This window comes from Sporanaerobium hydrogeniformans (genome assembly GCF_002735925.1).
GTDB classification, from domain to species: Bacteria; Bacillota; Clostridia; order Lachnospirales; family Cellulosilyticaceae; genus Sporanaerobium; species Sporanaerobium hydrogeniformans.
Map to the genome: position 1 here is coordinate 20,754 of NZ_PEDL01000011.1, position 21,646 is coordinate 42,399.

Annotated in this window: 21 protein-coding genes, 11 tRNA genes and 1 riboswitch; of the genes, 5 read left to right on the top strand and 27 right to left on the bottom strand. The window is 36.6% G+C overall.

Annotated features, from left to right (window positions below):
- Window positions 1-3: 3 nt before the first annotated feature.
- A complete protein-coding gene (locus tag CS063_RS10650; RefSeq protein WP_099449689.1) occupies window positions 4-711 on the bottom strand; it encodes a response regulator transcription factor in 708 nt (235 codons plus the stop codon).
- A gap of 169 nt (window positions 712-880) precedes the next feature.
- On the opposite strand from CS063_RS10650, the gene CS063_RS10655 reads away from it, so the two are divergent.
- From CS063_RS10655 to CS063_RS10665, 3 genes are all read left to right on the top strand, one after another.
- The gene (locus CS063_RS10655) at window positions 881-1,315 is read left to right on the top strand and encodes a hypothetical protein (protein WP_099449690.1); all 435 of its coding nucleotides are present in this window, start codon (window positions 881-883) and stop codon (window positions 1,313-1,315) included.
- 155 nt (window positions 1,316-1,470) lie between these two features.
- Window positions 1,471-2,385, top strand: a complete 915-nt coding sequence (locus CS063_RS10660; protein WP_099449691.1) for a TIGR01212 family radical SAM protein — start codon at window positions 1,471-1,473, stop codon at window positions 2,383-2,385.
- A gap of 63 nt (window positions 2,386-2,448) precedes the next feature.
- The gene (locus CS063_RS10665) at window positions 2,449-2,973 is read left to right on the top strand and encodes a DUF4364 family protein (RefSeq protein WP_099449692.1); all 525 of its coding nucleotides are present in this window, start codon (window positions 2,449-2,451) and stop codon (window positions 2,971-2,973) included.
- 24 nt (window positions 2,974-2,997) lie between these two features.
- Here the strand turns inward: CS063_RS10665 and CS063_RS10670 are convergent, their stop codons facing one another.
- The 15 genes from CS063_RS10670 to tig all read right to left on the bottom strand — a co-directional run bounded on the left by CS063_RS10670 (window position 2,998) and on the right by tig (window position 18,186).
- Entirely contained in the window at window positions 2,998-3,717 is a 720-nt protein-coding gene (locus tag CS063_RS10670) for an ABC transporter ATP-binding protein (RefSeq protein ID WP_308415488.1), read from the bottom strand.
- A complete protein-coding gene (locus CS063_RS10675; protein ID WP_099449693.1) occupies window positions 3,707-4,636 on the bottom strand; it encodes an ABC transporter ATP-binding protein in 930 nt (309 codons plus the stop codon). The genes CS063_RS10670 and CS063_RS10675 overlap by 11 nt, the downstream gene beginning before the upstream one ends.
- On the bottom strand, window positions 4,630-5,454 hold the full coding sequence (locus CS063_RS10680; protein ID WP_099449694.1) for an ABC transporter permease: 825 nt from the start codon (window positions 5,452-5,454) through the stop codon (window positions 4,630-4,632). Before CS063_RS10680 ends, CS063_RS10675 begins: the two co-directional genes overlap by 7 nt.
- Complete coding sequence (locus CS063_RS10685) at window positions 5,451-6,434, bottom strand: ABC transporter permease (protein ID WP_308415489.1); 984 nt, start codon at window positions 6,432-6,434, stop codon at window positions 5,451-5,453. Before CS063_RS10685 ends, CS063_RS10680 begins: the two co-directional genes overlap by 4 nt.
- Entirely contained in the window at window positions 6,397-8,016 is a 1,620-nt protein-coding gene (locus CS063_RS10690; protein ID WP_180270757.1) for an ABC transporter substrate-binding protein, read from the bottom strand. Before CS063_RS10690 ends, CS063_RS10685 begins: the two co-directional genes overlap by 38 nt.
- Window positions 8,017-8,060: 44 nt before the next feature.
- Window positions 8,061-8,906 carry a class I SAM-dependent methyltransferase gene (locus CS063_RS10695; RefSeq protein WP_180270758.1) on the bottom strand — a complete coding sequence of 282 codons (846 nt, stop codon included), beginning with the start codon at window positions 8,904-8,906 and terminating at the stop codon, window positions 8,061-8,063.
- A gap of 169 nt (window positions 8,907-9,075) precedes the next feature.
- Window positions 9,076-9,270: riboswitch (cobalamin riboswitch) on the bottom strand.
- Between the two features lie 145 nt (window positions 9,271-9,415).
- Window positions 9,416-9,490 (bottom strand) — tRNA-Pro (locus CS063_RS10700).
- A gap of 3 nt (window positions 9,491-9,493) precedes the next feature.
- Window positions 9,494-9,566: transfer RNA gene (locus CS063_RS10705), tRNA-Gly, on the bottom strand.
- A gap of 110 nt (window positions 9,567-9,676) precedes the next feature.
- Window positions 9,677-10,102 (bottom strand): hypothetical protein, encoded by a 426-nt coding sequence (locus CS063_RS10710; protein ID WP_099449698.1) that lies wholly within the window; start codon window positions 10,100-10,102, stop codon window positions 9,677-9,679.
- Window positions 10,103-10,258: 156 nt separating this feature from the next.
- Window positions 10,259-10,849 (bottom strand): ribosome biogenesis GTP-binding protein YihA/YsxC, encoded by a 591-nt coding sequence (gene yihA / locus CS063_RS10715; RefSeq protein WP_099449699.1) that lies wholly within the window; start codon window positions 10,847-10,849, stop codon window positions 10,259-10,261.
- A 14-nt stretch (window positions 10,850-10,863) separates the two neighbouring features.
- Window positions 10,864-13,173, bottom strand: coding sequence for an endopeptidase La (gene lon, locus CS063_RS10720; protein ID WP_308415490.1), 2,310 nt, complete (start codon window positions 13,171-13,173; stop codon window positions 10,864-10,866).
- A 22-nt stretch (window positions 13,174-13,195) separates the two neighbouring features.
- Entirely contained in the window at window positions 13,196-14,842 is a 1,647-nt protein-coding gene (gene lonB, locus CS063_RS10725; protein ID WP_099449701.1) for an ATP-dependent protease LonB, read from the bottom strand.
- A gap of 135 nt (window positions 14,843-14,977) precedes the next feature.
- Window positions 14,978-16,261: an ATP-dependent Clp protease ATP-binding subunit ClpX gene (gene clpX, locus CS063_RS10730; protein ID WP_099449702.1), complete on the bottom strand. Its 1,284-nt coding sequence runs from the start codon at window positions 16,259-16,261 to the stop codon at window positions 14,978-14,980.
- A 15-nt stretch (window positions 16,262-16,276) separates the two neighbouring features.
- Window positions 16,277-16,861 (bottom strand): ATP-dependent Clp endopeptidase proteolytic subunit ClpP, encoded by a 585-nt coding sequence (clpP, locus tag CS063_RS10735; protein WP_099449703.1) that lies wholly within the window; start codon window positions 16,859-16,861, stop codon window positions 16,277-16,279.
- A gap of 26 nt (window positions 16,862-16,887) precedes the next feature.
- A complete protein-coding gene (tig, locus tag CS063_RS10740; RefSeq protein ID WP_099449704.1) occupies window positions 16,888-18,186 on the bottom strand; it encodes a trigger factor in 1,299 nt (432 codons plus the stop codon).
- 267 nt (window positions 18,187-18,453) lie between these two features.
- Here tig and CS063_RS10745 point away from each other — a divergent pair, with 267 nt between their 5' ends.
- Entirely contained in the window at window positions 18,454-18,906 is a 453-nt protein-coding gene (locus CS063_RS10745; RefSeq protein WP_099449705.1) for a hypothetical protein, read from the top strand.
- Window positions 18,907-18,987: 81 nt separating this feature from the next.
- Here CS063_RS10745 and CS063_RS10750 read toward each other — a convergent pair whose 3' ends face one another.
- Window positions 18,988-19,530 (bottom strand): DJ-1 family glyoxalase III, encoded by a 543-nt coding sequence (locus tag CS063_RS10750; RefSeq protein ID WP_099449706.1) that lies wholly within the window; start codon window positions 19,528-19,530, stop codon window positions 18,988-18,990.
- Between the two features lie 170 nt (window positions 19,531-19,700).
- Here CS063_RS10750 and CS063_RS10755 point away from each other — a divergent pair, with 170 nt between their 5' ends.
- Entirely contained in the window at window positions 19,701-20,153 is a 453-nt protein-coding gene (locus CS063_RS10755) for a CYTH domain-containing protein (RefSeq protein ID WP_099449707.1), read from the top strand.
- Window positions 20,154-20,213: 60 nt separating this feature from the next.
- Here CS063_RS10755 and CS063_RS10760 read toward each other — a convergent pair.
- The 10 genes from CS063_RS10760 to CS063_RS10805 all read right to left on the bottom strand — a co-directional run bounded on the left by CS063_RS10760 (window position 20,214) and on the right by CS063_RS10805 (window position 21,645).
- Window positions 20,214-20,285: transfer RNA gene (locus CS063_RS10760), tRNA-Gln, on the bottom strand.
- A gap of 5 nt (window positions 20,286-20,290) precedes the next feature.
- Window positions 20,291-20,364, bottom strand: a tRNA-Arg gene (locus tag CS063_RS10765).
- A 5-nt stretch (window positions 20,365-20,369) separates the two neighbouring features.
- Window positions 20,370-20,440 (bottom strand) — tRNA-Gly (locus CS063_RS10770).
- 23 nt (window positions 20,441-20,463) lie between these two features.
- Window positions 20,464-20,545: transfer RNA gene (locus CS063_RS10775), tRNA-Leu, on the bottom strand.
- Between the two features lie 7 nt (window positions 20,546-20,552).
- Window positions 20,553-20,625 (bottom strand) — tRNA-Lys (locus CS063_RS10780).
- Window positions 20,626-20,664: 39 nt separating this feature from the next.
- A tRNA-Gln gene (locus CS063_RS10785) sits at window positions 20,665-20,736 on the bottom strand.
- Between the two features lie 4 nt (window positions 20,737-20,740).
- Window positions 20,741-20,816: transfer RNA gene (locus CS063_RS10790), tRNA-His, on the bottom strand.
- A gap of 4 nt (window positions 20,817-20,820) precedes the next feature.
- Window positions 20,821-20,894: transfer RNA gene (locus CS063_RS10795), tRNA-Arg, on the bottom strand.
- 4 nt (window positions 20,895-20,898) lie between these two features.
- Window positions 20,899-20,969, bottom strand: a tRNA-Gly gene (locus CS063_RS10800).
- A 127-nt stretch (window positions 20,970-21,096) separates the two neighbouring features.
- Window positions 21,097-21,645, bottom strand: a complete 549-nt coding sequence (locus tag CS063_RS10805; protein WP_099449708.1) for a metallophosphoesterase family protein — start codon at window positions 21,643-21,645, stop codon at window positions 21,097-21,099.
- Window position 21,646: the final 1 nt, after the last annotated feature.

Genomic DNA, 21,646 nt, shown 5'->3' on the forward strand with positions numbered 1-21,646 from the left:
GTCTTACTCCTTTATAAATTTATAACCCACACCTCTTACTGTTTCAATATACTCACCTATATGATAGGTATCTAACTTAGAACGCAAATAACGAATATGTACGTCCACTGTTCGTGTTTCACCATAATAATCATATCCCCATACCTTATCTAGGATAACTTCTCTTGTTAAGACCTTCCCTCTATTGGTCATAAGAAGCTTTAACATTTCAAATTCTTTAAAGGTAAGCTCTATAGGATGACCTTCATAGGTTACACTATGACTTTCACTGTCTAAGGCTAAACCCTTAAATGAAAGTGTAGAGGTCGCTTCTTCACGAGAAGGTGCTGCTTGCCTTTCATTACGTCTCACAGCAGCCCTCACTCTAGCAATCAGCTCACGCACACTAAATGGTTTTGTAATATAGTCATCTGCACCTAACTCTAAACCTAATATTTTATCTATTTCCTCACTTTTAGCAGTTACTAATAAAATAGGTACATCTTTAAGGTGAGAGGATTTTCTAAATCTTTCTAGTGCATTCATTCCATTGATACCTGGTAACATCACATCTAGTAGTATTGCATCGATCTTTTCATTTTCTAGACTCACTAGCGCATCTTCTACACTAGTAAAACAAGAGACGTGAAAATCATTCGCTTCTAAATTGTAGGAAACAAGTTCTAGAATATGCTCTTCATCATCAATAACCACAATATGTTTTTTTTCCATACTTTCCTCCTTGATTCTGTGCATTTTTTACTTGCACTATCTATAATATATGCTATTTTAAATTTTTTTCAAAGCAAAATTTACATACACTTTTTTAATTTATGCTGGATATACTAATTTGTAGATACACAAGATTGATTCTTAATTCCTTATTAAGGGGGACTTTAAAATGGCAACTTTGCTTACTAGACTAGAACTTGAGCAGCATCTGCAACGCTTTAGAAGTATTTTAAGTGACTTTGACTACTCCTCACTTGGCAATATTCGTTTTCTTAATTTGGATGCCTTTTATGCCTATATGGATCATGTAGAGGGTAATCCTTTTCAACTTCAGTATAAAGCACTTCAACAAGAGCTTGATGCTATTCAGCCTTATTTGCCCTTTGTGTCTTCAAAGCGTGCAAAAGATTTTTTAGATGCTTTATCTACAGCTACTAGTGACCAAGAAGTAGAAACTATAAAGAAGGAGTATACAGGTAAACTTCGCCAAGATTTTATCCAATTTACAAGAACAGTGACTACAGATGTAGGGTGGGAAGAAATCCTTAGGACCTGTGAGGAAATTCGTACACGAAAAGAAGAAATGCTCCTTGCAATCCAATAGCTTCTATAAGATAATATAAGTTATTAAGCTTATATTATCTTCTCTTTTTTATCTTATACTTTTTATTATATACACTATAAGCTTTTTTATTGCGTTGATTGATGGTTTGAATATTTATTTATCTATTGAAACATTTGTTATTAAAAGAGGTATTTATGTCTTCTACTGAACACTTTTATAGCTTAAATCGTTTTTTAAGGGAAGCTCATGGCAGTAAAGTCATTAAGCTTTCTATTGATGGTGGTTTTACTTGTCCAAATCGAGATGGAAAGCTCTCCACCAAAGGTTGCCTTTTTTGTAGTGCTGAAGGGAGTGGTGATTTTACCCCAAGTGCTCAGCTTAGCATCACTCAGCAGCTTCACTCGGCTTTAGACCTGGTCAGTAAAAAATGGCCCCAATCTACAAAATATATAGCCTACTTTCAATCCTATACCAATACATATGCTCCTTTAGCTACTCTAAAGGCTAAATATGAAGAAGCTCTTGCCTTTCCTCAGCTCGTTGGACTAGCTATTGCTACTAGGCCAGATTGCTTAGAAGATGAGACAGTGGCTTATTTGCAAGAATTAAGTACGCGCACACATCTTTGGATAGAATTAGGTCTACAAACTAGTAATGAAGCTTCTGCTCGGCAAATGAATAGAGGCTATACCTTAGACTGCTTTAAAGATGCTGTCTTTAAACTGGCATCTTATGGTATTGAAGTAGTAGCGCATCTTATTATTGGATTACCGGGTGAAACGCTCGAAGATTATCTTGCTACTGCCCGTTTTATTGGTCAACTTCCTCTGCAGGGTGTGAAAATCCATATGCTCCATATCTTAGATGATTCACCTCTAGGTAGAATTTATCAAAAAAATCCTTTTCCCCTTTTAACAGAAGAAGAATATATTTTTGCCGTAGGAGAAATCCTTAAATTATTACCTTCTCATTTTGTGATTCATCGTTTAACAGGGGATGGTGCAGGTGATCACCTCTTAGCTCCCTTATGGACTAGAAATAAAAAACAAGTTCTTAATCATTTAAATCATTATTTAAAATTACATGACATCTATCAAGGGAAATTCTAAACAAATATTGAGTTTACATCTGTTTTAATATACAATGAAAGAAATGGTGTGAGGAGGAAAGCTATGATTAATATCCATGAAGATTTTACTGTTAATAAACTCATCATACTTTATCTTTTATCTCAAGTAAAAATGCCCCTTTCCCTCTCTCAGGTTACAGAGATTATGTTAGACAAAGGGTATACCAACTATTTTTCTCTCCAACAATATTTAAATGAACTCGAGAAATCAAATTTATTAATGACTTCTAAGCAAAACAATACCTCTTACTTTGAGATTACAGATAAAGGCTTACAAACTTTAGAATTCTTTTCTTCTAGAATACCGGACTTCACGAAAAAAGATTTGGATTTACTCATTCAAAATAATTGGCGTAAGTTTAGAAGTGAATTAGATATTCACGCTGAATACTTACCTCATAAAGACAATGAATACATGGTACATTGTAAGGTAACAGAAAACAAATCCACTCTTATGGAGCTTAGTATCAATGTAGGCTCCAAAAAACAAGCTATCGAGCTTTGTAACAAATGGCAAAATAACGCCAGCGATTTATACAGTCAAATATTAGAGCTTTTATCACAATAAAGGGAATACTACAAAACCAGTTAACTAGTTTTGTAGTATTCCCTTTTTAAGTATCTCTCCTTTTTCCATAACGATTATCCGATTGCAAAAGTAATTTGCAAGTTCTCTATCATGTGTAATAAATAAATAAGATAAATGATGCTTCTCTTGAAGATCAGCTAGGATTTGTATCATTTGCGCCTGAACAGAAACATCTAGCATGGAAGTAGACTCATCGAGAATCAAAACCTCAGGTTGTAGCAGCAACGCTCTACAAAGTGCTAATCTTTGAATCTCTCCTCCACTGACTTGATGGGGGTAACGCCCTAAAAGTTCCTCTGAAATGGAAAGCTGTGTAAGAAGTACTTGTAAACGCTTTCTGTTTTTTTCTGACCACGATTCCTTAAAAAAACTAAGTGGCTCCACCACACTTTTCCCTAGTCGCAAACGTGGGTCAAAGGAAGATTCTGGCCTTTGAGGAATGAATTGTACACCTCTTTGAAAAGCTAATAACTGATGCCCACACTTTTTAGTAATAGCTTCTCCCTTCCATAAAACTTCTCCACTATCTGTTGGTAGGAGTCTAAGTAAGATACGTGCTAGCGTACTTTTCCCACAGCCAGATGGTCCCATTAAGCCTAAAATTTCTCCTTCATTCAGTGTGATATCCACATTTTTTAAACTACATATAGACTTTTTTCCAAACCCGTTTTGAAAAATTTTGGTAATATTTTTGGCTTCTAAAATCTTAGCTTTATCCTGCATCGAAGCACCTCACCCAGTGCATTTTATCGCCCTTATAAGGCGGCTTTTCTTGAAAACATCTTGGTCTGCTTTTTAAACAACGCGCTGCAAAACAACACCCTTTGGAGTATTGTTCTACTCCCTTATTTATCTGTGAAATAGGATGTAGCCCATTTTTAGGTAAAGCATCTAAGAAGGCTTTTGTATAAGGGTGGAGAGGGTGATGGAGTACATCTCCCATCTCAACGATTTGCCCCCCATACATAACAGCTATGGTATCACATAGATCTTCTGCTAGCTGCAAATCATGGGTAATAACAAGCATACTTTTAATCCCCTGTATCCTAAGTGATTGAAGTGTTTGTTGTACTTGCTTACAAAGCTCTGAGTCAAGCCCCTTAGTAGGTTCATCTGCAATAATCCACTCTGGTGAGCAAGCTGTCCCAATCGCACAAAGTACGCGTTGTTGCATTCCCCCACTTAATTCATGAGGATAAGCTTTTAAAATACGTTTAGGCTCATTAAATCCAAAATCTCTTAGTAATTTTTCTGCCTTTTTATAGCGTTCTTGACGTTTTAACCCTAAGGGTCTAAGCGCTTCATTAAGATGTGCTTTTACCTTGCGACTGGGATTAAGAGACTCTGAAGGACTTTGAGGAATAAGTCCGATTTCACGTCCTAACAGTTTTCTTTTTCGAATAGAATATTCGTTTAAGGATTGCTCCCCCCAATCAATTTTTCCATTAAGCGTAGCATAAGCTGGTAATAAGTCCAAAATAGCCATCCCTAAAACGGACTTACCACAACCACTTTCACCAATTAGACCTGTAATCTTGCCAGATTCAAATACTACACTCACTCCATCTACTGCCCGTACCTTACCTGTTGAAATCATAAAATCTACAGATAATTCTTCTATGAATAAACTCTTTCCTACCACTCCTTTACCTCCTCCTCACGCACATCCATTCTATCTCTAAGAGCATCTCCCAAGAGATTAATGGCAAATAACAGAGTAAACATACAAAGTCCCGGTACGATAATTAAATGAGGTGCACTTCGATAATGCAAACGTGCATCGCTAATCATTACACTCCAATCAGGATGAGGTGGTTGTAAGCCTAGTCCTAAATAACTTAAAGAAGCAATGGAAAGTACACTTCTACCTACCCGAGTGGTAAATAAAACTACCACATTAGGTAACATGTTAGGGATAAGGTGCTTTAATAATAAGGTAGATGTTCCTGCCCCTAAAGCACGAAGTCCTTCCATGTATGGCTGTTCACGAATACGTAAGGTTTCAGTACGAACAATCCTTGAAAATCCAGCCCAAGAAGTGACTACTAATGCTAGTAACAAATGATTCATGCCAGGTCCTAAAATACCTGCAATAGCAATCATTAAGCATGTCCCTGGAATGCCCTGAAAAATTTGGGTAACTACTGTTAAGACTATATCACATACTCCTGTAAAGTAACCTGCACATACACCTATTATCATCCCTAATGTCATAGATAATGTTGTGGCAATTAAGGCTAATAAAATAGAAGCCCGTCCTCCGTACAAGATGCGACTTAACATATCCCTTCCAAGGGCATCTGTTCCAAATAAATACTCCTTAGATGGCCCCTGTAAGCGTACTGCCATATGGATTTCATTGGGATCATAAGGAGCTAACCAAGGTGCTAATAAGCCAGATAATATAATAAAACTTAGGAGTGTTATAGCTATCTTCATTTGAAAATCACTTTTCTTCATAGCCTCCTCCTTCCCACGCGAACTTTAGGATCTAATAAAAGACTTATGCCATCTACCAAAAGGGAAACAAGCACATAAACACAACCTGTTACTAAAACATAGCCTTGCAGAGCAGGATAATCCCTCCCATAAATGGCCTCTATGGCATAGCTTCCAATTCCAGGCAAAGCAAAAATTGTCTCTACTATAACAGAGCCTCCTAATAAGCCACCTAAAGTATTTCCCATTAAGGCAATAACTGGCACAATAGCATTAGGTAAAGCATTTTTTATAATCTGCTCAAAGCGATTTGTTCCTCTTGCAATAGCTGCCAAATAATAAGGTTTTCCAAATTCTGCTAGGAGGGAGGAGCGCATTAAACGGGCTGCTGTAGCAGAAGCTGGAAGAGCAAGTACCGTAGTAGGCATAATTAAAAAACGTATACCGCCATTTCCACTGGTTGGTAACCAACCTAAGCTTTCTGAAAAAAATAAAATAAGTAGTAGTGCAAACCAAAAGGCAGGTAAAGACAGTGAAATGTTAATACCAAGTTGAACGATTTTATCTATCCCTTTTCCTCTAAAGGCTGCTGCTATGCAACCTATTAGTATCCCATTTATACAAGTAACGACCATAGCGCAACTTCCCAGCTTAAGAGTAATTGGTATTCTTTCTATCAATTCTTGACGAACTGGACGGCTACTGGCATAGGAAGTCCCTAAATCTCCATGTAATACGCGATTTAGCCATTTTACATATTGCACAGGATAAGGGACATCTAACCCCATTTCAATTTCTATTTCTTTAATTTGCTCTGGTGTAGGACTATAGCCACCTTTAGAAAGGGCTAATTCTGCTGGATTACCTGGTGTAAGTATACCTAAAACAAATGCCGCAAGAGAAATACCAAACAGCACGAGAAATAAAGAAAATAACTTTTGCAAGAGATAGTGTTTCATCGTTTTATTCGCTCCAAGTAACTTGTGGTAATTCAATGCCATATAGTTTAGCTTCATAACCTGTTAGCTTGGTACTATAAGCCATTAATGTTGTATCATTAAACAATGGAATGACTGGAAGTTCCTTGGTAGATATTTCTTGGATACGATTATAGCACTCCGTGCGTACTGTCATATCAAGGGCTTCTGAGGCTTTTGCCATTAGTTCATCCACTTCATCACTTTGATAGCCTAATACATAATTTTGATTATGATCACCTGATGTAAGCATAAAACGGCGGAAAATGGTAGCAGGCTCAGAATTAGATAACCCTTGCTGTAAACGCGCTAAACCATACTCCCCTTTCTTCATTTCTTCTTTCATTGTAGCCATTTCCATTGGCTGAAGCTCACAGTTAATACCTATTTCAGAAAGCCAAGAAGAAATCAGCTCTGCTTCTGCCTTTTGGGTAGCTTCTCCACTGTTATACAGATAAGTTACTGTTATCTTTTCATCTCCTAGAACTTCTTGAGCGAGAGCTTTTGCCTGCTCCATATTTTCATTAACTGGAATTTCTTTGTAAAATGGAGTGGCATAATTAAGAATATTAGTAGTTGGTGTAGCAAAACCATAGTAAAGTTCATCTGTCAACATATTGCGGTCAAGAGCAAGACTAAGGGCTTGTCTCATACGTACATCATTGAAAGGGAAAGTTGTTCCATTAACAGCTAAAAAGCGAATCATAGTAGATTTAGTGGTGGTTAAAGCAAAATCTTCACTGCCTTCTAATTCTACAGCAAGTGCAGCCGGAATAGCATTAAGGTCAATGACTCCCATTATTTCTCCAGCTTTAAGTGCTGAGAATCGTGTATCCGCATCAGGTATTACCTTTATACGCATTGTTTTAGCTTTTGCTTTTTCACCATAATAATCTTCATTACGTTCTAAAAGAACATATTCATTGAGCACATTTTCCTTCATTTTAAAAGGTCCTGTTCCTTGTACAATACCTTTAAAATTGCCTTCTTCATCAAAGCCAGTAGGACTAAAGATGGCACTTCCAAAATTCACCATATTGTAAAGCTGTGTAGGAGAAGGTACAGAGAAGGTTAAACAGATTTGATACTCTCCTGTCTTCTCATAACCTGTTAAGTTAGGATAGTGAGAGTCTATATCCAATGGGTAAAAGGAGGATTTTTTGATCCCCATCTTCATACGATCAAAGTTTGCAATAACTGCATCTGCATTAAAGTCTGTACCATCATGAAATTGAACACCTTGACGTAAGTTAAATGTCCATCTTGTTCCATCTTCACTCATTTCCCAGCTTTCTGCTAGACAAGGGATAGGAGCAGCATTCTCATCTTGAGTAATTAAAGGCTCCCATACATAGAGAATTTTACTACAATAATAACCATCTTTTTCACCTGGTGCTAAATTACGGTAACCTGCCAGTACAATCTCTGTATCATTATCCACTTGGGGCTCATTAGACTCTGCTGGCTTCTGAGTTTGTTCTGCGGCTTCCTTGGATGCATTATTATTGACGTTAGTTTTATTACATCCTATACTCCCTAATAACATTATTAATACCATTATGCTAGCCATTATTGACTTTAATAAATTTTTTCTTAAAAATTTCATTGCTTCTTTTCCTCCTCTTATGTTTAAACTACAGTTATTTTTTGCTACTTCTTGAATGTTTCCCAAACTAACAACTCTGATGTAAATACGTAACGACATATTAAGGCTCCATCAGCAAGTGGTTCATGATATTGGAGTAACACTGTTTCCAAGCTTTCTCTGTCATATGTACCACAAATCATCCTTTCTGCATTAGCAACGAGTTCATCTATAGAAGAATAAACATAGTTCCTTTGATTAGGAATCTCTATTCGTCTTGCCTGGATTCCTAGCTCACTTAAAATCTTCTGTAGCTCTTTACATCCAACTCGAGTATAACGTACAGGAAGATGAAGCTCTTTTTCTAATGCTGGCAACCAAGGTAATTCTGGTGGAGAGTTCATACCAATTACACATAAACGCGATGCAGCCTGATGCATTTTAAGGAGATTTTCTTCAATATGTGTCATACGATAAAAACAGTTATAGCCAAATACTAAGTCATAGGTAGGTACACTTATATCCACCTCTTCCCAAGGGCTACATAGCAGGTGAGGAACTAATAATCCTTTTTCCTTAGCTTCTTTGTTTAAATAATCTAAGTTATCTTGAGAAATATCTACACAAGTAAGTTGTTTACAATGCTTTGCTAAAAAAAAGGTATAATTACCCCATCCAGGACCCATTTCAAGGGCTGAATGAATCTTATACGTTTGAAGAAGTTGGAGTAATTCTTTACAAATAGGCTCTCTATAAGAATCCAAAGCTAGTTGTCCTGTTTTTTGTCGTAAACGCCAAAATTCTTTTTCAACCTCCTCACTTTGCGCACGTAATGTCAGTTTTCCATCAGGAAGTTTCAGTTTAGCACGCCATGCATTCCCAGTCTCTGTTTGAATTTTTTTTGAAATCATAAAAACGACCATCCTTTCTGACTGAACCCTAGAAGGGCATCTTGACAGAAAGAATGGTCGCAATAATACACCCCAAAAAAGGATATGTTTACTTAAAAGTCTTTTATCCTATCTTTGAGTATCATTATTTTAATCAGTCTCCAGCCAAGCTGTCTCCACGCAGCAAACTAGAATTCAAACTGTGTAAGCAGGCTTTCTGACTCATACAGATACATACCTTCGCCTTCTCAGGAATAAGCTTTCCCAATGGCATATGAAGGTACCAATGTATTTACAGCGGCGGGACCGTGTGGGATTCTCACCCAACTTTCCTAGCAGCATAAGCTGCATACTCTTACATAGCACCTTCATTCTATCATTTATTTAAAATTTGTCAATAAATTTTATAAATCGACAATACATTTTTTTGCAAAAATGAACACATAAAGAAAAGATGCCAATCGCTTGATTGACATCTTCTTTATATAAACCATAGATACTCCGTAATACCTTTTAAAAAGCAAAAAAAATCGGGGTGACAGGACTCGAACCTGCGACCTCCTGATCCCAAATCAGGCGCTCTAGCCAAACTGAGCCACACCCCGATAAGCGCGAGACGGGACTCGAACCCGCGACCCTCTCCTTGGCAAGGAGATGCTCTACCAACTGAGCCACTCGCGCATATCACTTATAATATGCTTGTCGAACCATTCCGACGAAAATTATGATATCACACATTACATAGAGTGTCAACCTCTTTATGTGTAAATTTTGCCATTAAGTTGAAATGATTATTTTATTTGAGAAGAATAAGATTTTATCCATGCAATACGTGCATCAATCTTGCTTTTTAGCTCTGCTGCGTATTTAAAGGTTGGTTTTACCTTTCCAAAATGCTCATCTAATAATTGATCAATGGCTTGTTGCTGCATTGTTCCTCCACGCACTTCTTGGGTGGCTTTTAAAAGATGCTTTTCATCTTTACTTTCTATATCTATCTCTTTTTCACAAGTTATCTCTTCTATGTTCCCTATTAAAAGAAGTTTTTCTTCATCTGTTACTTCTATGGTATCTTGAGTAAGGAATTCCCCCATTGACTTTAAAGTACTATAAACTTCATCTGATACTTTTAATGAAGCTATTTCTTCCTCTTCAATCTCTTCATCAAGTACCGATAGCTCTAATTTCCCTTTCTTTAAATAATAGCCATCTTTCATTTCTTGCCACCTCCTTACTTTTTTCATCCTTCTCTTTTTATTATAATGAAAAACTGCTGTAAAATTCAATAGCTAACTAACAAATATTATGTTTTTTTACAATTTTTGTTAGTTTGATACTTATTGAATGCACAGCAGCTTCTCTTTTTATTCTTACTAGTCTTCTAATTGATTCTTCTCAATTATTTCCCATAACTCTTCTTTCCCTTGCTTCGTTTCAGCCGAAAAACCTATTAAGCTATCTGCTTGCGTAAGTCCCAGACCTTTTTTAATCATACTTAGATGCTTTTGAACCTGACTTCTTTTTATTTTGTCCATTTTAGTAGCTACTACAATAACCCCTTTGTGATAATGCGAAATCCATTCATACATCATCTTATCATTAGCTCCAACCTCATGTCTGATGTCAATAAGCAAGATGACCTTTTGTAACTCCTGCCTATCTTGTAAATAGCCATCAATAAGTTTTCCCCATTTTTCTCTTTCTGTTTTAGAAACTTTGGCATAGCCATAACCAGGCAAATCCACAAACATAAACTGATCCTGTACCTTATAAAAGTTAATTGTTTGCGTTTTACCAGGTTGTGAACTCGTTCTCGCAAGAGCCTTGCGATTAACAAGGGTATTGATAAGGGAAGATTTTCCTACATTCGACTTACCTGCAAATACAATTTCAGGTAAATCGTGTTCTGGAAATTGACTCTTATTTCCAGCTGTTATGATCATTTCTGCTTTTGTTACATTCATCTTAAAGCTCCTTTTTAAATAAATACATGCTCAAGTACCTCATCCATCGTACTTGCATAAACAATTTCTAGTTCTTCTAAAATGCTTGCATCTATCTCTTTTATAGTTCTTTCATTTTGCTTAGGTAAAATCACAAGCTTTATACCAGCTCTCTTAGCTGCTAAAAGCTTTTCTTTCAGTCCACCAATAGCTAATACGCGCCCTCTGATGGTAATTTCACCAGTCATAGCCACATCCGCTCTTACTGGTTTTTTGCTAAGTGCTGATATGATTGCTATTGCCATTGTAATGCCTGCTGAAGGACCATCCTTAGGCACTGCTCCTTCTGGGATGTGAATATGTATATCATACTCCTTATGAAAATTCTCTTGGATTTGCAACGTAGTGGCAACAGAACGAATATAGCTCATGGCTGCCTTAGCTGATTCCTTCATTACATCTCCCATTTGTCCAGTAAGCTCTAATTGCCCTTTCCCTTTCATCACATTTACTTCAATAGAAAGGGTATCACCCCCTACTGCAGTCCAAGCTAAGCCTCTCACAATTCCTATCTCTGGCTTTTCATTTTTCTTTTCATACATATACGTTTCTTGACCTAAGTAAGCTCTTATTCTAGCTTGAGTAATGGTGAGCTGCTTAAGATTAGCTTCTACAAGTTCCTTAGCAGCCTTTCTACACAGCTTGCCTAGTATTCTCTCTAAATTCCTTACACCTGCTTCTTTTGTATAGTGCTCAATCACATATTCTAATTGAGCAGAACTTATTTTTACATTTTGTAAAGCATGTTTTTTTAGTTGACGAGGAAGAAGATATTTTTTAGCAATTTGCATTTTTTCAAGGAGTGTATAGCTTGTTACTTCGATGATTTCCATCCGATCTAAAAGTGGCTTTGGAATAGTAGATAAGCTGTTGGCTGTTGCTATAAAGAATACCTTTGATAAATCAATAGGTAATTCTATATAGTGATCTCTGAAATGGCTGTTTTGCCCACTATCTAAAACCTCTAAAAGTGCTGCTGCTGGATCTCCTCTAAAATCTCCCATCATCTTATCAATCTCATCTAGTACCATTACAGGATTCATGGATTTAGCCTGACTAAGTCCATAGGCAAAACGCCCTGGAATAGCTCCTACATAAGTCCTTCTATGCCCTCTTATCTCTGCTTCATCTCTTAAGCCACCTAAAGAAATACGCACATAATTCCTACCTGTTGCCTCAGCAATAGAGCGTGCAATGGACGTTTTCCCTACACCTGGTGGCCCTACCAAACATAAAATAGGAGGCTCTATATCTGGTGAAAGCTTTTTAATAGCTAAATACTCCACTACTCTCTCTTTGATTTTATTTAAACCAAAATGCTCTTTTTCTAATAGGGAGCTCGCCTTTTTAAGGGAATCTTCCTCTGATGTAAGCTGTCCCCAAGGAATGTCTAGGACACTTTCAATATAATTTTTAATAAAGCCATTTTCAGGAGAAGTAGGAGGTAGTTTTGTGAGCCTACTAAATTCCTTCTCTAGCTTATCTAAAACCTCTTGAGGTGGATTAAGATGTGCTAGTCGCTTGCGATAAATCTCAATTTCTTGACTATTACTATCCTTTTCTCCAAGCTCTTCTTGAATAACTTTAATCTGCTCTCTTAAAAAGTATTCCTTCTGAGAGGCATTTATATTCTTTTTAACCTTTGCATAGATTTTGTTTTGTTCCTTTAAGACTTCTATCTCATTTTCCAAGATAGAAATCACTTTATACATACGCTCAAGCTTATTCGTACAAGCTAATACATCTTGCTTTTTATCTACTTCAAGTGTCATATTGGCAATAATAACATCCATCATCTGACTCGTGCTTTTTAGCCCTAAAATACCAAGTAGCATCTCTTCTGATATCCTAGAATTAAGTCTGGCATACTCCTCAAAGGTTTCTCCTAGTGTCCTTAACATCGCTTCATGATGTGCATCTAAAACTTCTTCTTGCTCTTCTAAAAGCTCAATTTCAGCCCATACAAAATCCTTTTCCACTGTTAAAATCTTAGCCCTAGCTTCACCCTTAATAAAGACTTTCACCTGGCCTTCTCTTAACTTCGTTACTTGCTTTACTTCTACTAAAGTACCAATTGTATAAATATCTTCTTCTGTAGGCTCATGAACATCTGCATCTTTCTGAGCAACTACCAATAATCTTTCATCTTCCTTCATACATTCTTCAATAGCCTTTAGGGACTTCTCTCGCCCTACATCAAGCTGCATTACTGTTTCTGGAAACACTGTAATACCTCTTAAAGGAAGTATAGGTACACGCTTAATTTCTTTATTCAATCCTATCACCCTCTTATCTTGTCTTTCTTAACTATGCATGCATTATAGTGTTTGCTTTATCAATTAACGCTTCATCAAAGGCAGCTTCTACTACCTCTTCAATACGCTCCACTGCCACTATCTCAACTCCGTGATTTAAAAGAAGCTCTTGCATATTCGCCTTAGGTATAATGACCTTCTTAGCACCTGCCCTGCTTGCAGCTAGTACTTTCTCATAAACGCCTCCTACAGGACATACATCCCCTTGTATGGAAACCTCTCCTGTCATGGCAATTTCTCCTGACACACTTTTATTGCAAATAGCAGAATATACGCTTGAAAAAATAGCTATACCTGCTGAAGGTCCATCAATTGGCATACCTGAAGGGAAATTAATATGGATGAAGTAATCATTCACCTCTATATTATATCGTATTTTAAGAATAGTTAATACATTTTCGATGGAACTTGCAACCATACTTTTTCGCTTAATGGTACTGTTTTTCATATGCAAGTCTTCCGTTTCAATAATGCCTGTTACCTTTAAAGTTCCCTGATCCTTACCCACTAAATTAGCTATTGTTTCTATTTGCAAAAGAAGTCCTGTTCCTCTTCCTGAAACAGCTAAACCATTTATTTTACCAATATGAGGCTCTGGGTTAACTCTTTGTTCTAAACGAGGTGAATACTTACCGGTTTGAACAACCCATTCTACATCTTTTTTAGAAATCTCTCGACGGCCTTCTAAAGTAGCTAAACTATACGCTGTTTGCAACATATTTACAGCATCACGCCCATTTTGGCAGAATTTACCTAAAAATCCTTTAGCTTCTTCTGTCATAGGTAAATTCTCCCTTGTTACTACATTATCTACAATGGCAATAATCTCTTCATAAGATAAATCATTAAAGAAGATTTCCACACAACGTGATCTTAAGGCAGGGGGAATATCTTCCGGCATTTTAGTAGTTGCACCAATTAAACGAAAATCTGCGGGTAATCCATTTTTAAAAACATCATGTATATGCTTTGGAATATTTTCATCACTACTTGAATAATAGGAGCTCTCCAAAAACACTTTGCGATCTTCTAAAACCTTTAGAAGTTTATTCATTTGCACAGAGTGAAGCTCTCCTATTTCATCAATAAATAAAATACCTCCGTGAGCTTTTGTGACAGCTCCTGGCTTAGGTTGTGGCACACCTGCTGGCCCATAGGCACCTGCTCCTTGATAAATAGGATCATGAACTGAGCCAATCAAAGGATCCGCAATGCTTCTTTCATCAAAACGTAACGTTGTGGCATCAATCTCTACAAACTTTGCATCCCTTTTAAAGGGAGAACCTGATGACTTTTTAGCAAGCTCTAAGGCAATACGTGCTGCCGCTGTTTTGCCTATTCCAGGTGAGCCATAAATTAATATATGTTGAGGATTCACTCCACATAAAGCAGTTTTAAGGGCTTTCATTCCATCTTTTTGCCCAATAATATCTTCTTCATTTTTAGGCCTTAGCTTCTCAGATAAAGGCTCTGTAAGAGAAATATTACGCAGGGCATTCATCCTCTCATATTGAATAACTGAATCCTTATGGATGCTACTCTTAGAACTGGTTTGCCCTTTAAGCTGCATTAAAAAATAAAGTCCTATAACAAATGAAAAAAAGAGTTGAACTCCTACCAAAAAAAACTGTATCATCATCTATCCTCCTGAGTATTCTACATATACTTTCCAAGTATTGCCTATACTCCTCAAAAGGATACTTCTTTCAGTTATTTTTTTCTTATTTGTCTACACCTTATTAAATAAAGAAAGCTGCTAGTATAAACTAACAGCTTAGGCTGATTCATTGCCTGTTTTTTTATTTTTTTCTTTTTTCGTCTTATCTTTGTAAACAATAGTTGGTGCTTTACCTTCTTTAATGACCTCTTTATGAATAATAACCTTTTCAATTGTATCAGAAGAAGAGGGTACATCATACATGATTTCTCTCATACTTGACTCAAGAATTGCACGAAGTCCTCTGGCACCTGTTTGCCTTTCAATAGCTAAATCTGCTACAGCTAAAAGTGCTTCTTTATCAAACTCAAGGCATACGCCGTCTAGCTCAAATAGCTCTTTATACTGTTTAGTTAAAGCATTTTTAGGTTCTGTAAGGATCTGAATAAGTGCTTCTTTATCAAGGTTATTTAAAGAAACAACGGCTGGTACACGACCTACAAATTCTGGGATCAATCCAAATTTAATAAGGTCTTGTGGCTCTGCCAGTTTAAGAAGCTCACCCATATTCTTTTCCTTTTTACTCACATTAGTAGATCCAAACCCAATAGTTTTCTTACCTGTACGATTTTCAATGATTTTATCAATACCATCAAATGCTCCACCACAGATAAATAAAATATTAGTTGTGTCAATTTGGATAAATTCTTGATGAGGATGTTTTCTACCACCTTGAGGTGGAACAGAAGCAACAGTCCCCTCTAAGATTTTAAGAAGTGCTTGCTGTACACCTTCTCCACTTACATCTCTTGTAATAGATGGATTTTCTGACTTTCTAGAAATCTTATCTATTTCATCAATATAAATGATTCCCATTTGAGCTTTATCTACATCATAGTTAGCAGCTTGAATCAGTTTAAGAAGAATGTTTTCTACATCTTCACCTACATAACCTGCTTCTGTTAAAGAGGTAGCATCGGCAATAGCAAAAGGTACATTCAGCATTTTAGCGAGTGTTTGGGCAAGTAACGTTTTACCAGAACCTGTAGGTCCTAAAAGTAAAATATTACTTTTTTGCACCTCAACATCACTGTTTTTATTAGAAGGTCTATTGATTCTTTTATAATGGTTGTAAACCGCTACTGCTAAAGCTTTTTTTGCATCATCTTGACCAATCACATATTGATCAAGATGTTCTTTAATTGCTTTAGGCTTAGGCATTTCCATCACTTCATCATCATAAGCATCCTCTAACTCTTCTTCAATGATTTCAGAGCATAGTTCCACACACTCATCACAGATATAGACATTAGGACCTGCAATAAGTCTTTTTACTTGTTCTTGCGTTTTCCCACAAAAAGAGCATCTCAATTGTTTTGTGTCATCAAATTTAGTTGGCATTGTACACCTCCTCTACTATTGTTGTGGTTCTATAACTTTATCGATTAAGCCATATGCTTGTGCTTCAAGAGCTGTCATATAATTATCTCTTTCCACATCTTGTTTAACCTTTTCAAGGGGTTGCCCTGTGTTTTCTGCTAACATTTTATTCATACGGTCTTTGATACGCAGAATATGCTCTGCTTGAATTTGAATATCTGTTGCTTGACCCTTTGCTCCACCAAGTGGCTGGTGAATCATAATCTCAGCATTTGGAAGAGCAAAACGTTTACCTTTTGCTCCCCCTGCCAATAAAAAGGCTCCCATACTTGCTGCCATACCCATGCAGATAGTTGAAACATCTGGTTTGATATGGTGCATTGTATCATAAATAGCCATACCATCTGTGATAGACCCACCAGGACTATTAATATAAAGCATAATATCTTTGTCTGGATCTTCTGCTGCTAAAAATAAAAGCTGTGCCACTACAAGATTGGAAGTAACAGAATTCACCTCATCACCTAGGATAATAATGCGATCCTTTAATAAGCGTGAATAAATATCATATGAACGTTCTCCCCTATTGGTTTGTTCTACAACAACTGGAACTAAACTCATTATTAGTAGCCTCCCTTAATCATTTATTATTTCTCTACTACTACTGCAGAATCTACAATGAGCTTAGCTGCCTTTTGAACCTTAAGGTCTGCTGTTAAAGCTTCTTTTTCATATCCTCCAAAAGATTTTTTAAGTTCTTCGTAAGGCATTTGGTACATATCTGCAATAGTTTTTAATTCTGTTTCCACTTCTTCTTCAGAAACTTCTAAATTTTCTACTTCTCCTACTTTTTCAAGTACAAGGCGAGATTTAATTTGCATCTCAGCATCTTTTTTGAAGTTATCTCTAAATGCATCCATTGTTTGACCTGCAAATTGAAGATATTGTTCTAATTCTAAACCTTGAGCTTTCATACGGCTAGCAAAGTTCTTTACATTTTTATCTACTTGTTCTTCAATCATTGCTTCTGGTACTTCAATGTTTGCATTACTTACAACTGTTTCTACTGCTTTGTTTTCTACTTGCTGTGTCTTAGCTGCTTCTTTATCTTTTTCAAGTTTTACCTTAATGCTCTCTTTGTATTCAGCTAATGTATCAAATTCAGATATATCTGCTGCAAAATCATCATTAATTTCTGGTAATTCTTTTACTGTAATCCCTTTAATAACTACTTTAAATACCGCTGGTTTACCTGCAAGCTCTGGTACATGGTATTCTGCTGGGAATGTTACATTGACTTCACTTTCTTCACCAATTTTTTTACCAATTAATTGGTCTTCAAAGGTATCAATGAAAGATTTAGAACCAATAACAAGAGAATAGTCTTCTGCTTTACCACCTTCAAATGGTACACCATCTATGAAACCTTCAAAATCTAATGTTACTTTATCTTGTGGTTCTACAGCTCTATCTTCAACAGTGATTTCACGTGCATTTTTTTCAGCTTCAGCTGCAACAGCTTGATCTACTTCTTCTTCTGTTACCTTTGTACCTTCTACTTCTATAGTTACACCTTTATAATCACCTAGTGTCACTTCTGGTTTTACAGTAATGATTGCTGTATATTTCATTGATTCTTTTGTCATATCTACTACTTCTAATTCATTAGGACGGATACGTGCTGCAATTTCTATTTTGTTTTCTTCAATTGCATCCCATAATGTTTCGTCAATTAAAAAATCAGCAGCTTTATTAAAGAATATTTCAATACCATAAGTTTTTTCAATCATAGTACGTGGCACTTTACCATTACGGAATCCAGGTATTTTAATTTCACCTTTCATTGCGTTATAAGCTTTATCAATAGCTTTTGTTACTTTTTCACCAGCTACCTCAACTGTGATTTTAACTTGACTTTTTTCCATTTTTTCTACTAATGTACTCATTTTTTCCTCCTTAGTTTTTCAGTCTATGTTCACTATGCCTACGCATAACTATAGCATTTTAAGCTAACATTCAATTATTATATCACAGGTTCTTTCTAAATGCTATATTGTATTTTATAATATTCTTTCCATAAAAATACGTTTTTTTGCTTAATCAGGTAATGTATTTTTAATTCCAAGTATTACATATGGTATTTATCTTGTAAAGTATCTTATAATGAAGCTATCTAATAGTTTGTAATATATGATTTTACACAGGAAGGACTTATGCCTATGGATCAATTTTCCAGTGAGTGTATATCCCTTGTTAGCTTTGACAAGATATATGACCAAAATATACGCCCTCAACTAGAGGAAATAGATATTTACTTAAAATCTAGCATACCTCCCTATAATGCTTACGAAGTAGCCTTTTTACTTTCTGTAAAGCCAAGTGAAGTATTAGATACTATGAAAAAATTTCAAATTCCTGTGCTTAATCAAATGAGTTTCTTTCATTTGATTGTTCATTTATCTAGCCCTATTTGCCAGCTTATTAAAAGACAGTGGCGTTATAGCCATTTAAATTATTATACAGCTGAGCATATTGCGGCTATCTATCAAATTAATATTCATAAAGTCACTAAAGCTTTTGAAGAACTGGATATTGAATATGTTAAGCCTGATAGACTTCATGAAGTTTTTAAAAGAATACATACTACTCTTTTACTTTTTTCATAGATAATTTTTGCAGGAACATAAAAGGGGCCTGTTGTAAGACTTAAGTTCTTAACTTTTCAGTCCTGCAACAAGCCCTTTTATTTATCCAATAAGCATTCCCATCTTAATTTCTTGTGCTTTTTCCTTACCCATTAACTCTTCTACAATAGTAAGAGCAAATTCTAAAGAGGCTCCTGCACCTATCCCTGTTATTATTTTATGGCTCACAACTGTTCTACTAGAAACAACCTCACAACCCTTTAGTTCTTTTTCATAACCTGGATAACAGGTTGCTTTTTCACCTTCTAAAACTCCCCACCTTCCTAAAAGGCTTGGTGCAGCACAAATTGCTCCTAACCATTTACCTTCTTTTTTAAATGCCTTTACTAGTTCTCTAAGCTTTTCAGAAGCATAAAGATGATCCACTCCCGGTACACCACCTGGTAAGACAAGCATATTTACATCCTCAGCATCAAAAGCCTCTATTGTTGTATCCATATTGATGCTTACCTTTCGCGAACTAACTACTGTTGGCCCTGAGACACCTACCATCACAACCTCTGCCTTTGCTCGTCTAAGTACATCAACAACAGCTAAGGCCTCTATTTCCTCATAACCTGTCCCAAAAAATACTGCTATTTTCATCTCTATTCCTTCCTTTCTATTATTTTAAAATCACTTCTTAACATTTACTTTTATAGTATTGTATCATATCTTTTTTATTATTTTAGTCTAAATCTATATATTTTTTTCAGAAAATTTGTGTTAAAATAGATAGAGTTTACGAAACCAAAGAGAATCAAGGAGGTTTATTCATGGAAATTGAACGCAAATTCTTGGTAGATTGCTTACCAGATTTAACACATTATAAACATAAAAAACTCACTCAAGGCTACATCTCAACAGATCCTGTTATTCGCGTACGCCAAATGGGTGATAGCTACTTTTTAACCGTCAAATCTCAAGGCCATATGATCCGTGAAGAATTTGACCTCCCTATTACTAAGGAACAATATGAATCTCTCCTTTGCAAACTAGAGTGTCCTCCTATTGAAAAAGTACGCTACTATATCCCCTTAGAAAATAATTTAATAGCTGAATTAGATGTATTTACAGGCTCACTCCATGGGCTTACTACTGTAGAGGTCGAGTTTAATTCTTCTGCAGCTGCCCATAACTTTGAGGTGCCTAGCTGGTTTGGAAAAGATATCACCCACGATAATCGTTATAAAAATAATCATTTAGCTATTTATGGTTTGCCTCTTTAAAAAACGATTATTATAAAACTAAAAAACTCTCAAACAACTTAGTGTTTGAGAGTTTTTTATCAGGGCTACAAGGATTCGAACCTTGGAATGCGGGAATCAAAATCCCGTGCCTTACCGCTTGGCGATAACCCTATATACGTATCCACAGGGATTCGAACCCCGGACCCACGCCTTAGAAGGGCGTTGCTCTATCCAGCTGAGCTATGGATACATAAAAGCGGGTGATGGGAATCGAACCCACGTGGCCAGCTTGGAAGGCTGGAGTTCTACCATTGAACTACACCCGCATAAAAGGTTATGCAATTAGATATGCGGGCGAAGGGAGTCGAACCCTTACACCCTGCGGCGCTAGATCCTAAGTCTAGTGCGTCTGCCAATTCCGCCACGCCCGCATATAAATGAGCCACCCGGGAATCGAACCCGGGACAACTTGATTAAAAGTCAAGTGCTCTACCGACTGAGCTAGTGACCCATACTCTTATAGAGTAACTATGAAATTTAAAATTTCAAGCAGGGCTACAAGGATTCGAACCTTGGAATGCGGGAATCAAAATCCCGTGCCTTACCGCTTGGCGATAACCCTGTATAGGTGGGAGATGGGGCTCGAACCCACGACACCTGGAACCACAATCCAGTGCTACTACCAACTGAGCTACACCCACCATACCGTATCCACAGGGATTCGAACCCCGGACCCACGCCTTAGAAGGGCGTTGCTCTATCCAGCTGAGCTATGGATACACAGAGCGGGTGATGGGAATCGAACCCACGTGGCCAGCTTGGAAGGCTGGAGTTCTACCATTGAACTACACCCGCAATTACATTAAAAATGTGATTACTTTGTTGTTTGTCGGCATTTAACTGTGTCCAGCGCCGACTGACAAAATGTATTATACATAACTTCTTTGCATACGTCAACACTTTTTAGTGGTTTTTTTATTTTTTATTGGAATCTATTTTGATAAGTTGCAGGATGTATCGCTATTTGTCCTGTATACGTTATTTGCATAATACTACTCTCTTTAACTTGTCCCTTCCCTATTTCTATTATACCATAAGAAGGATACGGGTAATCTCTTGGCATACTTATGCTCCCCGGGTTCATGACTAGTATCCCCTGAATTTTATTAAGATATGCACTATGTGAATGACCACATAGTGCAACTTGTGCTTCATGTGCTAAAGTATCACTAACAAGCTCCTCATAATCCCCCCACTTTATACTATGTCGATGGCCATGGGTCACAAAAAAATTCACATTTTCCAGTGTAATAACTTTAGATACTTCCTCTCCATAAGCCATGCTATCACAGTTGCCACACACACCATATACTGCTAATTCTGGATAGAGGCTTTGAAGCTTTTGGGCATCTTCTCTGTTATCTCCACAATGAATAATAGCCTTTAAACCATGAGGCTGTATTTTATTAATAATGTCTACTACATGGGCTATATTTCTATGAGTGTCGCTGATTACTAATACTTTTGACATG